We start from the raw sequence: 15128 nt of genomic DNA on the forward strand, positions 1-15128 counted from the left end.
CCACACCAAAAGAGGTATCTTCTTTGAGTGATAAAAAGAACAAAAATTAAGCATAAAAACGTTTTTTTATAAGCAACTACGACAATTTATCGAGTCGGTGGTTTTTTTGTAGTACAATCGCTACGTTTATTCATTTTCGGTTAATAGATTGGCTCGGAGCACAATGGATATAAAAACTATCCAAAATTTGGTTGAGCAAGATATGCTTGGCGTCAACCAACTTATACATGAACAAATGCAATCTGATGTTGCGCTTGTAAAGCAGTTAGGTTTATACATTGTGAACAGCGGAGGTAAGCGCATCCGTCCGATGTTAGCCCTTTTGGCCGCCAGAGCATTAGGTTATGAAGGTGATAAACACATCACATTGGCGACAATTGTCGAGTTCATACACACGGCAACCTTACTCCATGATGACGTAGTTGATGAATCGGCGTTGCGCCGTGGAGAGCCTACCGCGAATGCCGAGTTTGGTAATGCTGCCAGTGTCTTAGTCGGTGACTTTATCTACACCCGCTCATTTCAGCTTATGGTTGGCCTTGGCAATATGGAGGTGATGCAGATCCTTGCTGATGCTACTAATATAATCGCCGAAGGGGAAGTGTTACAGCTTATGAACTGTAATGACCCAGATACCAGCGAGCAGAGTTACATGCAGGTTATTTACAGCAAAACCGCAAAACTCTTTGAAGCAGCAACCCTSTTGCCAGCCGTTGTATTAGAACAATCCGATGAGATAAAAACAGCGCTCAAGCTATACGGCATGCACCTAGGCACCGCCTTTCAGCTTGTAGATGACATTCTTGATTACAGTGCTAACGCAGAGCTTTTGGGTAAAAATATCGGTGATGACCTTGCTGAAGGAAAGCCGACGCTGCCGTTAATTTATGCTATGAAGCATGCGAATGAGCAGCAAACTGCGCAAATTCGCACAGCAATCGAAAGCGGTAATGGGCTTGAGCACCTCGAAGAAATATTAGCCACTCTAGCAGAGACAAAAGCGCTCGATTTTACTATGGAAAAAGCACAAGAAGAGGCGCGTAAAGCAATAGAACAACTTGATGTGCTGCCTGATTCAGACCATAAAGAAGCGCTTGTTGCGCTAGCAAAGCTATCAGTAGACAGAGAGTACTAATTCACTGTTAAAGACAAAACCGATTAGTAAAAAGGTCGCATAAGCGACCTTTTTACTTTTTACTTCTCTGGAGGCCTATAGCCTTCAATTTCAACGTCTTTATTTTCAAACAAAAAGCCAACCATCTGCTCTTCAAGTAGCTGTCTGTGCTCAGGATCCATCATATTTAAGTGTTTTTCATTGATAAGCATGGTCTGCTTGTGCTGCCATTGTTGCCATGCTTCTTTGGAGATATTATTAAAAATACGCTCTCCAACCTCACCTGGATAAAGTTGGAAGTCCAATCCTGGCGCCTCTTTTTGTAACTTTTGACAAAATACGGTACGAGCCATAAGTTTCTACCTCTTCAATTTTATTTGTGCACTTTCAATTTGTGACACAGCTGATGTCTTCAGTTTACCCTATTGCAGCTAAGACTTTAACCAACTTTTTAGTCGGTGCCGCTAACCCGACTTCTGGAGGATTATGAAGGTCAAACCACAATAACTGATGATCATGCACACAATCTGTTGGGTGAGTCACTTCGATAACAACTGGCGTGATGGTTAATTCAAAATGCGTAAAAATATGCACAAAGGGCTCTAAGGTATTAATGCTAGCCGCAACTATGTCTTGCTGGGCGATAAAAGTATTAACCTCAGCAGACTCTGAGAATTCAAAGAACCCAAATAAGCCTCCCCAGATCCCAGTTGAAGGGCGTTTTTCCATCAGTACCTTTTCACCGCATTTAATAATGAGGTGATGAGCACGCTTTTTTGGCTTGTCTTTTTTGGGTTTAGGATTTGGAAACTCTTTCACCCGATTATTTTTGAACGCTGAGCACTCTTCAACTAACGGGCAAACATCACAGTTTGGCTTGCTTCTTGTACACACGCCGGATCCTAAATCCATCATAGCCTGATTAAACGCTCTTACATCACCACTTGGTGTGACAGCATCACTCAAAGACCACAATTGGTTTTCGACTTTTTTTACTCCGTACCAACCTTCAACCATATAAAACCTAGCTAGTACTCGCTTTACATTACCATCGAGTATTGGATGGTGCTGACCAAGCGCAAGGGAGAGTATTGCGCCAGCTGTTGTGCGACCTATTCCTGGCAAATCTATAACGGCTTCTAATGTTTCTGGAAATTTGCCATGGTATTTATCTCTGATCACTTTGGCGGCTTTGTGAAGGTTTCTCGCGCGAGCGTAATAACCTAAACCAGTCCAATGGTGTAGCACTTCATCTTCTGGCGCATCAGCCAGTTCAATTACCGTTGGGAAGCGCGCCATAAAGCGCTCAAAATAGGGAATAACCGTAGTTACTTGAGTCTGCTGTAACATCACCTCAGAAATCCATACTTTATACGGTGTTTTTCCGAGTTGCCACGGCAGTGTTTTTCTACCATGAAGGTGATACCAAGACACAACTTGCTCACCAAACCACTTAGCTTGTTGCTGGCTAACGTTCATAAACCTGACTAGTACTTGCTACAAAAGCCGCCAGTGTAATCACAATTGCTTTAATAGTCACCACGTAAAATTTCACTCTATACTTGTTTATTGCCAACTGAATGACGATAATGTGCGACCATTTTCACCAGCATAGAAATGACCATGAACGAATCAAGCAAAAGTGCGCTCGAACAAGCGCAGGAAGAAGGCAAGTACATCAGAAAAGTGCGTAGCTTTGTTAAGCGTGAAGGACGTCTAACTAAAGGCCAGGCAGCTGCATTGGAAAAATGTTGGCCGAGTATGGGGTTAGAGCATACACAAGGCTTGCTTGACTTTACTGAGGTGTTTGGAAATAACAATGAAGTCGTTCTGGAAATTGGCTTTGGTATGGGTAAATCACTAGTCGAAATGGCTAAAAATAACCCTCAGCAAAACTTTATTGGTATTGAAGTCCATCGTCCAGGTGTTGGCGCGTGCTTGATGGATGCAGATGAGCAGGACATCAAAAACTTACGTGTATTTGAACATGATGCTGTCGAAATTCTCGCTGACTGTATTGCCGATGGCAGCCTTGCTAAACTACAGCTATTCTTCCCTGATCCGTGGCATAAAAAACGCCACCACAAACGCCGTATTGTCCAACTTGAGTTTGCTGAGAAAATTCGTCAAAAATTAAAAGTTGGTGGCGTGTTCCATATGGCAACTGACTGGGAAAACTACGCAGAGCACATGCTTGAAGTGATGAGTGCGGCACCCGGTTATAAAAATCAGTCGCAAAGCAATGACTATGTTCCTCGCCCAGACTTTAGACCTCTGACCAAATTCGAGCAACGTGGTCACCGCTTAGGGCATGGTGTTTGGGACTTGATGTTTGAACGTATCGATTAATTATTGTGGAGCGTATTTCCGCTCCTTTCATTTCTCTCAATACAGCACTCACAGCTTTATCTAGGAGTTAGCGTTGCAATTTACCAACCCCAGCTTGTTATTACTTCGAAATGAAGAAGAACTTATTGCCAATAATATTCTGGTAATCAATCATCCTCGAGATGGTTTTTTACGTGAATTGAAAGCGTTAAATCCCAATTCAGCGATCCATGCTTTTAGCTTTGATTTTGCAGATCATACACATGCAAATAATATTGCCGGTGTGAGTAGTCATGTTGGTCATCAGTTACCGGCTTTACAAAACTGTGATCTCGTTATTTATTACTACCCTAAATCAAAGCCTGAAGCGCAGATGGTATTTGATAACATTCGTTATTTAAGCACTGACGAAACACGACTGCTCGTCGTTGGTGACAATAAAGGCGGAGTAAAAAGTGCTGAGAAGCAGCTAAAAGAACACTCAGAGCATTGCTACAAGTTAGAAAGTGCAAAACATTGCATTTTGTACGAATTCAACCAATTAACCAGCAATCCAAACTTTGAGTTAGATCGGTATGTTCAAGAGTTTACTGTACGTATCGCCGACACAGAGTTTACTGCCGCTAGTTTACCTGGAGTATTTAACCACGGGAAGCTTGATGCTGGGACAAAATTGTTGCTGGAGAGTATCACTCTGCCTTATAAAGGGAAGGTACTAGACTTTGGTTGTGGTGCAGGAATTATAACTTGTTACTCGTTGCTAAAAAGCCCAACTCTTAAATTCACCTGTTTAGACGTCAATGCCCTCGCGCTGTACGCGACTCAAAAAACCTTGGCTTTGAACGGACTCAACGCAACCTTACTGTTGAGTGATGGACTGAGTGAATTAAGCGGTAAGTTTAACTTAATCCTCAGTAATCCACCATTTCATACAGGCATCTCTACTGATTATGGAATTGCTGAACAGTTCTTGCAGAACATTAAGCGTTTTATGGAGCCAAAATCAACTATCCAGTTGGTCGCTAATAGCTTCTTAAAGTATCCGCCAATATTAGAAGCACAATTTAGTCAATTTGAAACAGTCAACAAAAATACAAAGTTCGCCGTATATAAAGCACAATAACACTACTAACCTATAAGGTTTACTTGAAAATTAAGTAAACCTTCGCTGAAACCTGCCTTTTATCTTTTCATTTTCAAAGATTTGCTCTACTTTATTATAATGAGCGTTTGGGATCCCAATACTCTGTTAGCCGCAGCTAAGGCTGATCATCCAGCTGGAATAAGAATGAGTAAGCAATTAACCAAAACAAGCATAAGAAAAGTATTGATCAGCGCAGTGATGCTTGTAACCGCATTGTGCTTGTCTTTATCTATATCCATCTCAACGTATTTAGATGTAAAGGAACAAAGACAACTCATTATTAATAAAATTGAGATGATAGCTGATATCATTTCTTTCAACTCTCAAATAACCATTTTATTTGATGACAGGAAAACTGAAGATGCACGCCTAAAATCTTTTCAGCACGTTGATATTATTAAAAATATTCACATATATGCAATTGATGATGTCACCAATAGGCCAGTGTTTTTCACAAGTTATAATGCAAGTAGAACACCTCCAGTTCCTCTCAAAGTAAACCAAATTGATGAACTCTTAACTCCTAGAGTCTCAGAAGATCACATCGAGCTTGTGAGGCCCGTTATTTACGAAGGTAATATTGAAGGCTACGTATATGTTCGAGGTGGCCTTGAACGCTTATCTAATTATATCAATCAGAAAATTTTGGTTGATATTGCCCTCACCTTATTTGTATTGGTTCTCGTTTTATTAGTTTCTAGAGGCATACAAAAACGCATTGCAACACCAATTGAGGGGCTTTCGACCCTACTTCAAGATGTGTCTAAAAACCACAATTACAATGCCAGAGCTCCTGGCAGTCACATCGCAGAGCTAAATGTACTTGCTAACAACCTCAACATAATGCTGGCCAGAACAGAAAACCAACTTGAACGCCACAAAGCTGACAAACAAGAAATAAAACAGCTAAACCAAAGCCTTGAAGAAAAAGTGAACCAACGCACCATCGCACTCAGAGAGGCTAACCAAGAGCTGCTCAACGCTCTTGAACGAATGCATCAATATCAGAATCAAATCATTGAAAACGAAAAAATGGCATCTTTGGGGCAAATGGTGGCTGGAGTAGCTCATGAAGTAAATACACCAATTGGTTTAGGTATAACTGGCTCGACACTGTTACGAGATAAATTGTCAGACATCAATGATGCATTTCAGAGCAAGTCCCTCACCTCTAAGCAACTAGAAAGGTTCATTGGTGACGGTATCGAAAATTTAGATCTCATCTATCGAAACCTAAATCGTGCAGCTGAGCTCGTTTCTAGCTTTAAACGCCTTGCTGTAAGCCAAGACTTAGAAGTAAACTCGAAAATAGAACTTTCTAATCTACTCACAGAAGTCGTCGCCTCTTTGCGAGCTGAAATTGCGACCAAACAACCAGAGATCAGCATTCACTGTGACAAGGGCCTTGAAATTGAAAGCAAAGCTGGACCTTTACAACAAGTATTAGAGCAGTTGATTTCGAACTCATTACTACATGGTTTTAAAGATCAGCAAAACAACATTATAAATATTACTGTTACCTCAAGCTCAGAGCATCTAAAGCTGGAGTACTTTGATAATGGAGGAGGCGTTCCAAAAGCAATTAAAAAGCGAATTTTTGACCCCTTTGTAACGACACGCCGTGGTGAGGGCGGTAGCGGTTTAGGTATGCACCTAGTTTATAACCTAGTTACACAAGCGCTTGGGGGCTCAATTGCTCTAGATGAAGAGTGTAAAAAAGGCGCCAAGTTTATTATTACACTCCCTCTTTCTGGAAACGTACAATGAAGCGCTGCTGTATTATCATAATATGCTTATTTGCATCTATGGTTCTACATGCAAAAACGCCTGATCAAGTACGTTCTGCTTTTTTATATCAAATGGCCAAGTTTATAGAGTTCCCTGACGAGGATACCAAACAAAGCTTAATATTTTGTTTTTATTCTCTTGAAAGTGGCCCTGCATCTAATTTAAAAAATGCAACAAAACTGTCAATTCGTGGCAAACCCATAACTCTTATTGAGGCAAAAAAAACATGGACTTACCGGGAACTTTCCAGCGCCTGCGACGTCACATACATTGATGAAACCAATGAAAATGATATACTATCCGCTTGGACCGATACAATAGAGTCAAACATGTTGACCGTGGGCGAAAGTATTGAGTTTTTAGAAAGAGGCGGGATAGCTGCTTTGGTCCAAGAAGGAAGCAAAATTCGACTGTACATTAATAAGCAAGCCCTGAACAAACAGTACTTCATCGTACGCTCAAGGTTGCTTGCCGTATCCAAGTTTCATCCCAACTGATTTTACTTGTTAACAATTGGATAAGCTCCTATAATCGTAAATATTCGGATTTATTATATAAGTCCGAACTCATTGTAAATTATATATTCCGAAAAGGTTAATTAATAATGCAAACGCCAGTCATTCTAATTGTAGAGGATGAAGACGTAACTCGACTGAACCTCGTTAGTTTATTTGAAGCGGAAGGTTATAAGGTAATTGAAGCCATTGATGGCGACGACATGCACGACAAGCTAACATCACATGATGATGTAAACCTTGTTATCATGGATATCAACCTTCCTGGTAAAAATGGTTTGATTTTGGCTCGTGAGTTACGCCAGAAGAAAAACATCGGCCTTATCTTCCTTACAGGTCGCGACAATGATGTAGACCGTATCCTTGGTCTTGAGATTGGTGCTGATGATTACATCACAAAACCATTTAACCCGCGTGAACTAACTATTCGTGCCCGTAACTTAATATCTCGCACAGGCAGTTCAGCAGAAGAGTCTACGATCGATAGTAACGGCGTTATTACGTTTAATGGTTGGGAATTAGATGAGAACAGTCGCTGTTTAACATCTCCAACAGGTGACTCAAAGCGTCTACCTAAAGGTGAATATAGAGCGCTTCGTCTAATGTTAGATTCGCCTGGTCGTATCTTTAGCCGTGAGCAGCTTATTAAGCACATGACTGGTCGTGAGCTGCGTGCTAATGACCGTACAGTTGACGTCACAATTCGTCGTATTCGTAAACATTTTGAAACCGATAACAACACACCTGAATTAATCAGCACAATTCACGGTGAAGGTTACCGATTCATTGGTAAAATCGACGCTCAATAATCGTTTTTGCTAGTCTTCAGCGAGTTTTGCAATTAATGGATGAAGGGCTTCTTGCCCTTCTTCTATTTTTGCTTCCAATTCAGAAACCCACAGCAATAGCGTATCATCATCTTTTCCATCTGACTCCAGTTCCATTTTCTTTGCTTGCAACTGTGCGAGTTTCAAACCTACAGAACCTGCTGCTCCTTTCACTTTGTGAGCTACAGCTCCGTACTCTTCAATATCATTTTCGACTACTGCATCTCTTAGTTCTTGGCAGTATTTAGGGCTTAATTTTGTAAACAAATCACAGCTTCTTTGGAAAGCTGGGGCTCCCATTGACTCAACAAAGTCACAAATCGTTTCTATATCTAAATCGCTATATTGCGGCTGTAACAAAGCTTCTCGAAGATCTAGGCTTTGCTTGTTCTTTTGTGCTTCTATACCGAATAACTCTGCTAACATTTTATCAAGTTTAGTGGTATTTATCGGTTTAGCTAAAGCACCTTGTACACTGATCCCTTCAAGCTCCTGTTCGGCGCTTCTAACATTTGCTGTTAATGCGACAATGGGTAGGTGATCAAAGTGACTTTCTTGGCGTATTTGGCGCGCAACTTCATCCCCATTGATGTCAGGTAACTGCATATCAAGCAAAATCAAATCTAGATCATCTTCAGTTTCAACAAAAGATAGAGCATCTTCCCCAGTTTCTGCCCAGATAACTTCATGACCACGCTGCTCAAGTAAGTTAGTCGCTATTTCTGCATTTAGAGGGACATCCTCCACAAGTAGAATGTAAAGACTTCTACCTGCGTAGCTTTGTTCTTTTGGTGCACTACATAACTGCAGTGGAACTTCAACATCAAAGCGGCTCCCTGTACCTTCAGAGCTAACAACGGAAATGGAGCCTTTCATTGCATGCACTAATGCTTTTGTCACAGCTAACCCTATACCAGAGCCTATAGCATTACTGCCAGACGCATCGGGCGCTTTATAGTACATTTCAAAAATTCGTTCTAACTGCTCTTCGGGTATTCCCATTCCAGTATCAATGACGCTAATGGACAGCCACGGGCCATCACTACGATTCTCACGTCGACACTCTAACGTGACACTACCTCTGTGCGTGAACTTCACCGCATTATTGATTAGATTCCACAATACTTGGCGAAGTCGAGTTGGATCAAGTAAAGCATATACATCCAAAATACCAGAGCGGTTAATTGTAAACTCAAGCCCTTTCTGCTCGGCTATTAAGCCAGCAAAGTTTACAACATCATTGATAAAGTCTGAGACGTTTATACTATCTGTCGCAATGTCTAGCTGCTCTCGGTCAATTTTGTCTAGGTCTATAATGTCGTTAAATATATTCCCCAGCGTTTCAGCACTTGAGAACACTGTATTACACCAACTCTTCTGCTGCGCGGTCAGCTCTGTATCTAACATCATGCGAGTCAAACCGACGATACCGTTTAGTGGTGTTCTTAGCTCATGACTGAGCGTTGCGATGAACTTACCTTTGTCTTTATATGCAGTTTCAAGTGCCTGCTCCGCTTCTTTTCGGCTAGTAATATCCCGTCCAAATGCTAATAAGCCGATATACTCACCTTTATCATTAATAAACGGTAACTTACGCATTTCAAACCAGCGCTGTTCACCCTTAACTGGGTATTCGACATCGAGAGTTAACGGTTGCTGGGTGTTTGCGACCTGTTCATCCGTTTCTAAAACTTTGGGTAAATACTGAGTGGGATAAATTTGCTCTACAGATTTGCCAATAAGCTCTTCACTGCTCTTCCCCATTACCAATTCAAACATCTTATTGCAGCCGGCAAACACGCCATTTTCATCTCGGTAGTAAAACAAATCAGGAGATGAGTCGACGATGTTTCGCAATAACATTCCTTGCTGAGCTAGCTCTAATTGCGTCTTTTTGCGCTCCGCAATTTCTTTTCTTAATTCATCAATAGCCCTATGCTTTGCGTGCAGGGCAAGTTTCCTTTCATCGATTTCACTATTCAGCCGATTAATATTGTCCTTCAATGTTTGATTCAGCATTTTTTCTTGCTGTGTGGCTGATTCAAGATACGCTTTTGAAGACTGAACTTCTCTCATTGCGGCAACTGACATCATGATCAGAGCGGGTGAAATGACGGCGGTTAGAAAAAGTAACGCTGATATATCAGCTATTTCCACCACTCCAAGTGCAACGTAATAAAACATACAAGATAGGATCACGGCAACAAATAACGTAAATACATAAGCAATTGCAAATGCACGTTTGTTACCATACTTTTCTACCAAATTTGATAAAATTCGAGCCCATGAGCCAAACGAATTTTCTGCCATATTATTACATCACCACTTATTAAATACTGATCAGAACAAGAGTATTTCACTGCTTATAGCCTGACCATCGCACAATTTAGACCGCAAAGTAAATATTATACAAAAGCCCTAGTAATAAGCGAGCACAGATATTGCTGAGCACAGTATTACCTATAATCATTGGATTCTACGAGCACAAATAAAAGCCTGTATCACTAAATGCACAAATTGTTTAATTTAATACAGATAGATTTGCACTCATCATCCCAACTTTATGTGATTTGGTGTAATATGCGCGTTTTTTAAGTCTTAGAAAAGAGAGCCTCTATGCAAAATAACATGCCAGACATTGCACATAGTGCAAGTGCGTTACAAACCGGAACTTTAGACTGGGTAGGCATGGGCAACATAGAGCTACCTTTAGTTATTGAAGTTAAGGGGCTGGGCCAAGTCACCGTAACAGCAAAAGCAGATGCTTTTGTTGATTTGCAAAAAGAGGATGCCAAAGGCATTCACATGTCACGCCTTTTCCTTGCTCTCGACTCACTCTCCTGTGAGAAAGTATTAACACCTAATACCTTAAAGCAGTTATTAGACAACTTTTTAAGTACCCATAATGAACTAAGCACAAGTGCAAAAGTACTTTTTCACTTTGAGCTGCCAATTAGGCGCCCTTCGCTTTTAAGTAAGAAAATGGGCTGGAAATCGTATCCAATAAAGCTAGATGCGACATTACGAAATGGTGTTTACACACTTGAACTCGCTTTAGACATAACCTATTCATCTACCTGTCCTTGCTCTGCGGCATTATCACGCCAGTTAATACAAGATGCCTTTCAACAAGCATTTGACGGTACCGACTTAGATTTTCATAGCGTTCATAAATGGCTTGGTAGCACGGAAGGTATTGTTGCTACTCCTCATTCTCAGCGCTCCATTGCAAATATTAAAATTCGCCTCGGCGAGCATATCGATGAGTTTGAGATCTTAGACTTAATTGAATTAGTCGAGAATGAATTAAAAACACCAGTTCAAGCCGCTGTAAAACGTGAGGATGAACAAGAATTTGCTCGTCTAAATGGACAAAACCTTATGTTTTGTGAGGATGCTGCACGAAAACTTAAAGCACTTTTCAACCAACAACAATTAGCTGACTTTTATATAAAAATTAACCATTATGAGTCACTTCATGCCCACGATGCTGTTGCTTATGCAGTTAAAGGGATAAACGGTGGTTATCAAATTTAATATACTTTTTTTAATTCAATGATCTATATGTGGCGGGAAATCATCTCGATAATCCCGTTACTGCTCAAGTACCTATTTTTATAATAGGTACTTCAAAGAAACAAAGTATCATAAATACTAAAAAGTCATCAAATGAACACTAATTCACCCCAGATACTCTAGGTTTAATCACGGCTGCTGTTTAACTTGCGAATAAACTGATCAACCAAGGCCTCCTGATTATCAAGTGCTTGCTCTGTATTTTTCATTGTTTCATGCGTTTTGCGCGCGCTTTGCATTGATTCATCAGCAAGACCTGAAATCGTCACTGCATTCACATTTAACTCATTTGATACGCTTGACATTTCTTCTGTTGAAGTAGCAATTTGATAGTTAAGGCTCGAAATCTCATTAACGATAGTATTGATCGTCTCCAAGCTCGACTTTGTCCCTTCAGCTTTAGAAACACATTCCGAAGAGCGCGCAACACCACTTTGAATCGCTGCAACGGCCCTTTCCGCACGAAGCCTAAGATCTGCGATAATCCCATTTATCTCTGTTGTAGAATCCTGTGTCCGCTGCGCAAGTGCCCGTACTTCATCAGCAACGACGGCAAACCCTCGCCCCTGCTCTCCTGCTCTAGCTGCCTCAATGGCGGCATTTAAAGCCAATAGGTTGGTCTGCTCTGAAATCCCTCTAATCACATCAACCACGCCTTCTATATTAACGCTCTGAGCATTTAGGTCCTCAATATCTTTTTGCGTCTGTGACAATTCTTCTGATAGCGAATAATTATTCTGCATATTATCGTCAACCGCCTTGTGCCCACTTACTACAGACTCAAGTGCCGCTTCAGACTGTTTTGCAGCATTATTTGTATTTGATGCAATATCACTGATAGAGACCGACATCTGATTTATAGCTGTGGCAAGAGATCCTGTCTGCGCTTGTTGCTGATTTAAAATATCTGCACTGCTTTTACACTCTTGCATGGTTTTCGTAGCATACTCTGACACCGTTGAACTCGCATCTTTGACACGCCCAAGAACAGCTCTAAGCTCAGATTCTCGAGCAATTAATGCCAGTTCAATAGCAGCAACATCGTTAACTTTATTTAGATATACCTTTTGCATTAGCGGGTTGTCATACACCTTTTTGGCTTTTTTACTTAATTCGCGTACAGGAGCAAGGCGTGAATACGTAATAAATAAAACAATACAGGTCAGAATCGTTTCAGCAATGTAATTCCACGGAGTAGCAAAGCTTGAGATAACCATAGTTAGGACATAAAAAATGATGATAATTGCCATCATTTGTGCAGATAGCGACCAAGATGCACGAGTGAACTTACTTAATGGAGCACCACCGTGCAAATCTGAGTATATTCGCTCTGCTCGGTTAACTACCTCTTTATTAGGCTTAGTCCGCACTGACTGGTACTCTACAGTATTACCTGACTTGTCTTTTATAGGCGTAACAAAAGCATTAACCCAATAATGATCACCATTTTTGCAGCGATTTTTTACCATCCCCATCCATGGTTTACCTGCTTCAATATAATCCCACAAGTTTTTAAACGCCACTTTTGGCATAGTTGGGTGTCTTACGAGGTTATGTGGCTTACCTTTTAATTCATCTAGAGAAAACCCTGCAACTTCGCAAAATTGCGCATTTGCATACTTAATTTGTCCTTTGACATTTGTTGTCGAAAGTAAGTTATAAGAACTTGGATAATCTCTTTCTTTACCAGTGTAATCAGCTCTACCTTTGCTCATTGTGCACTCTCTATAAAAAGGCAATAATAAATTATTACTTTCTAAGACGTCGTGAAGAACAGCATCAGAAACTGATCAAGATCATGGATATCACTATGTTGGCTATTAAACACACAGCAGAAAGTTAATATAGAAATTAGCAGATTAATCTTGTTAGGCAATATAACGATTGATATTGAGAATTATTAATGAGATATGATGTATGGAGAAAATAAGAAGTGGCGTCCCCTAGGGGATTCGAACCCCTGTTACCGCCGTGAAAGGGCGGTGTCCTAGGCCTCTAGACGAAGGGGACACAGATGTGTCACTAGGACTTTATTTAGCTGTTTATTCTCTTGCTAACCGAGTTACCTACCRAAGTARGTGGCGTCCCCTAGGGGATTCGAACCCCTGTTACCGCCGTGAAAGGGCGGTGTCCTAGGCCTCTAGACGAAGGGGACACRGATGTGTCACTAGGACTTTTTTAGCGGTTTATTCTCTTGCTAACCGAGTTACCTACCGAAGTAAGTGGCGTCCCCTAGGGGATTCGAACCCCTGTTACCGCCGTGAAAGGGCGGTGTCCTAGGCCTCTAGACGAAGGGGACACAAATACAAAAAGCTTGGCACTCGAGGCGTTACCTTTTGAATTATGTACTAGGACATATGCACTAACGATTTTTTGGTGGAGCTAGACGGGATCGAACCGTCGACCTCTTGCATGCCATGCAAGCGCTCTCCCAGCTGAGCTATAGCCCCATTTAGTCAGACTTAAACTGCTAGCCTGTATCGCTGAGTGCGGGGCGCATTCTATGCAGGAGCAAAAATAAAGTCAATAACTTTTATGAAAGTTTTTTCTAACTGATTCATTTTAAACCAAGAAGCGTAGAATATAACCAAACCACTCCCCTTTGCAAGCCTAACACCTTGAATTGGGTTGTTTATTACACAATTTAAAACACATAATTACCGGACCTCTACGTTTTTACTTTAAATCCAATTAGGCCAGAGTGATTCACGGCTCTTTTCTTTTCAGCATGGTACCTAATCCAGCTTGATCCCGCGCTATAACATGTAAAGCTCAGCAGCTTACTTTCCCCAAGTTAAGATGATTCTAGTACCAAAAACATAAGCACCCTCACCTCTCCTATAATGAAGAGCTTAAAACGTTGAGCATAAAAACATCACACAGCATAGTTTTTTAAAGTTAAGTGTTGACTCTTTTCAAACTAAACCTATAATACCGCCCCACAACGGCAGACGTTGTAATACAATTTGGGTTGTTAGCTCAGTTGGGAGAGCATCGCCCTTACAAGGCGAGGGTCACTGGTTCAAGTCCAGTACAACCCACCATAAACTCTATTCAAGAGTATAAATTGAAACACAATTYGGGTTGTTAGCTCAGTTGGGAGAGCATCGCCCTTACAAGGCGAGGGTCACTGGTTCAAGTCCAGTACAACCCACCATAAACTCTATTCAAGAGTATAAATTGAAACACAATTTGGGTTGTTAGCTCAGTTGGGAGAGCATCGCCCTTACAAGGCGAGGGTCACTGGTTCAAGTCCAGTACAACCCACCATATATTGCTTTACTTGAAGTAACCGATGCAAAGCATCGCGCCAAATTTAAGCAAGGCAAGGGTTATTGGTTCAAGCCCAGTACAACCCACCACAAACTCTATTCAAGAGTATAAATTGAAATACAATATGGGTTGTTAGCTCAGTTGGGAGAGCATCGCCCTTACAAGGCGAGGGTCACTGGTTCAAGTCCAGTACAACCCACCATATACCGCTTTACTTGAACTAACCGATGCAAAGCATCGCGCCAAATTTAAGCAAGGCAATGGTCACCGGTTCAAGTCCAGTACAACCCACTATATCTTAAGGCTAATATATAAAGTCTTCTCATCATACTTAATCTACGCAAAATTTTGACTCATTATCGAAAAGATTTTCTCGCCTCAAAATAGATCACTTAATTAAGATAATTGGTATAACCTCAAATCTTATCTAAAGCCTTAAATTCAAACTTGATTTTTTAACTATTTCGTCACCAACCATAATGAATAATTGGTATAAGTTGAATAGACTAACTCATTAGAAATTAGCTAATTTTTGTTTTCAAAGCTATCCTTAAGTACTAGAC

General features: G+C 40.9%; 11 protein-coding genes and 8 tRNA genes. 11 read left to right on the plus strand and 8 right to left on the minus strand.

Going from position 1 to position 15128, the window contains the following annotated elements; all coding sequences use genetic code 11:
- The first annotated feature begins 163 nt into the window (after nucleotides 1–163).
- Nucleotides 164–1135 (plus strand): octaprenyl diphosphate synthase, encoded by a 972-nt coding sequence (ispB, locus tag EAG18_RS15525; protein ID WP_125253291.1) that lies wholly within the window; start codon nucleotides 164–166, stop codon nucleotides 1133–1135.
- Nucleotides 1136–1194: 59 nt separating this feature from the next.
- Here the strand turns inward: ispB and EAG18_RS15530 are convergent, their stop codons facing one another.
- Nucleotides 1195–1467 (minus strand): oxidative damage protection protein, encoded by a 273-nt coding sequence (locus EAG18_RS15530; protein WP_125253292.1) that lies wholly within the window; start codon nucleotides 1465–1467, stop codon nucleotides 1195–1197.
- A gap of 64 nt (nucleotides 1468–1531) precedes the next feature.
- Nucleotides 1532–2593, minus strand: a complete 1062-nt coding sequence (gene mutY, locus EAG18_RS15535; protein ID WP_125253293.1) for an A/G-specific adenine glycosylase — start codon at nucleotides 2591–2593, stop codon at nucleotides 1532–1534.
- 144 nt (nucleotides 2594–2737) lie between these two features.
- Between mutY and trmB the strand changes: the two genes are divergently transcribed.
- From trmB to arcA, 5 genes are all read left to right on the plus strand, one after another.
- Nucleotides 2738–3463 (plus strand): tRNA (guanosine(46)-N7)-methyltransferase TrmB, encoded by a 726-nt coding sequence (gene trmB, locus EAG18_RS15540; protein ID WP_125253294.1) that lies wholly within the window; start codon nucleotides 2738–2740, stop codon nucleotides 3461–3463.
- Between the two features lie 73 nt (nucleotides 3464–3536).
- The gene (locus EAG18_RS15545; RefSeq protein ID WP_125253295.1) at nucleotides 3537–4565 is read left to right on the plus strand and encodes a methyltransferase; all 1029 of its coding nucleotides are present in this window, start codon (nucleotides 3537–3539) and stop codon (nucleotides 4563–4565) included.
- A gap of 165 nt (nucleotides 4566–4730) precedes the next feature.
- On the plus strand, nucleotides 4731–6353 hold the full coding sequence (locus EAG18_RS15550) for a HAMP domain-containing sensor histidine kinase (RefSeq protein ID WP_125253296.1): 1623 nt from the start codon (nucleotides 4731–4733) through the stop codon (nucleotides 6351–6353).
- Nucleotides 6350–6871: a YfiR family protein gene (locus EAG18_RS15555; protein WP_125253297.1), complete on the plus strand. Its 522-nt coding sequence runs from the start codon at nucleotides 6350–6352 to the stop codon at nucleotides 6869–6871. Before EAG18_RS15550 ends, EAG18_RS15555 begins: the two co-directional genes overlap by 4 nt.
- A 107-nt stretch (nucleotides 6872–6978) precedes the next feature.
- Nucleotides 6979–7698 (plus strand): two-component system response regulator ArcA, encoded by a 720-nt coding sequence (gene arcA / locus EAG18_RS15560; protein ID WP_125253298.1) that lies wholly within the window; start codon nucleotides 6979–6981, stop codon nucleotides 7696–7698.
- 9 nt (nucleotides 7699–7707) lie between these two features.
- On the opposite strand, the gene arcB is transcribed toward arcA, so the two are convergent.
- Nucleotides 7708–10026 carry an aerobic respiration two-component sensor histidine kinase ArcB gene (gene arcB / locus EAG18_RS15565; protein ID WP_125253299.1) on the minus strand — a complete coding sequence of 773 codons (2319 nt, stop codon included), beginning with the start codon at nucleotides 10024–10026 and terminating at the stop codon, nucleotides 7708–7710.
- 306 nt (nucleotides 10027–10332) lie between these two features.
- Here arcB and folE2 point away from each other — a divergent pair, with 306 nt between their 5' ends.
- A complete protein-coding gene (folE2, locus tag EAG18_RS15570; protein ID WP_125253300.1) occupies nucleotides 10333–11253 on the plus strand; it encodes a GTP cyclohydrolase FolE2 in 921 nt (306 codons plus the stop codon).
- A 164-nt stretch (nucleotides 11254–11417) separates the two neighbouring features.
- Here the strand turns inward: folE2 and EAG18_RS15575 are convergent, their stop codons facing one another.
- The 5 genes from EAG18_RS15575 to EAG18_RS15595 all read right to left on the minus strand — a co-directional run bounded on the left by EAG18_RS15575 (nucleotide 11418) and on the right by EAG18_RS15595 (nucleotide 13742).
- A complete protein-coding gene (locus EAG18_RS15575; protein ID WP_125253301.1) occupies nucleotides 11418–13007 on the minus strand; it encodes a PAS domain-containing methyl-accepting chemotaxis protein in 1590 nt (529 codons plus the stop codon).
- Between the two features lie 219 nt (nucleotides 13008–13226).
- Nucleotides 13227–13302: transfer RNA gene (locus EAG18_RS15580), tRNA-Glu, on the minus strand.
- Nucleotides 13303–13371: 69 nt separating this feature from the next.
- Nucleotides 13372–13447, minus strand: a tRNA-Glu gene (locus tag EAG18_RS15585).
- 68 nt (nucleotides 13448–13515) lie between these two features.
- Nucleotides 13516–13591, minus strand: a tRNA-Glu gene (locus EAG18_RS15590).
- Nucleotides 13592–13666: 75 nt separating this feature from the next.
- Nucleotides 13667–13742, minus strand: a tRNA-Ala gene (locus EAG18_RS15595).
- 518 nt (nucleotides 13743–14260) lie between these two features.
- Here EAG18_RS15595 and EAG18_RS15600 point away from each other — a divergent pair.
- The 4 genes from EAG18_RS15600 (at nucleotide 14261) to EAG18_RS15615 (ending at nucleotide 14767) form a co-directional block, all read left to right on the plus strand.
- Nucleotides 14261–14336: transfer RNA gene (locus tag EAG18_RS15600), tRNA-Val, on the plus strand.
- Between the two features lie 37 nt (nucleotides 14337–14373).
- A tRNA-Val gene (locus EAG18_RS15605) sits at nucleotides 14374–14449 on the plus strand.
- Between the two features lie 37 nt (nucleotides 14450–14486).
- Nucleotides 14487–14562: transfer RNA gene (locus tag EAG18_RS15610), tRNA-Val, on the plus strand.
- 129 nt (nucleotides 14563–14691) lie between these two features.
- A tRNA-Val gene (locus tag EAG18_RS15615) sits at nucleotides 14692–14767 on the plus strand.
- Nucleotides 14768–15128: the final 361 nt, after the last annotated feature.

Source organism: Pseudoalteromonas sp. J010, from assembly GCF_003934235.1.
Taxonomy (GTDB): Bacteria; Pseudomonadota; Gammaproteobacteria; order Enterobacterales; family Alteromonadaceae; genus Pseudoalteromonas; species Pseudoalteromonas peptidolytica.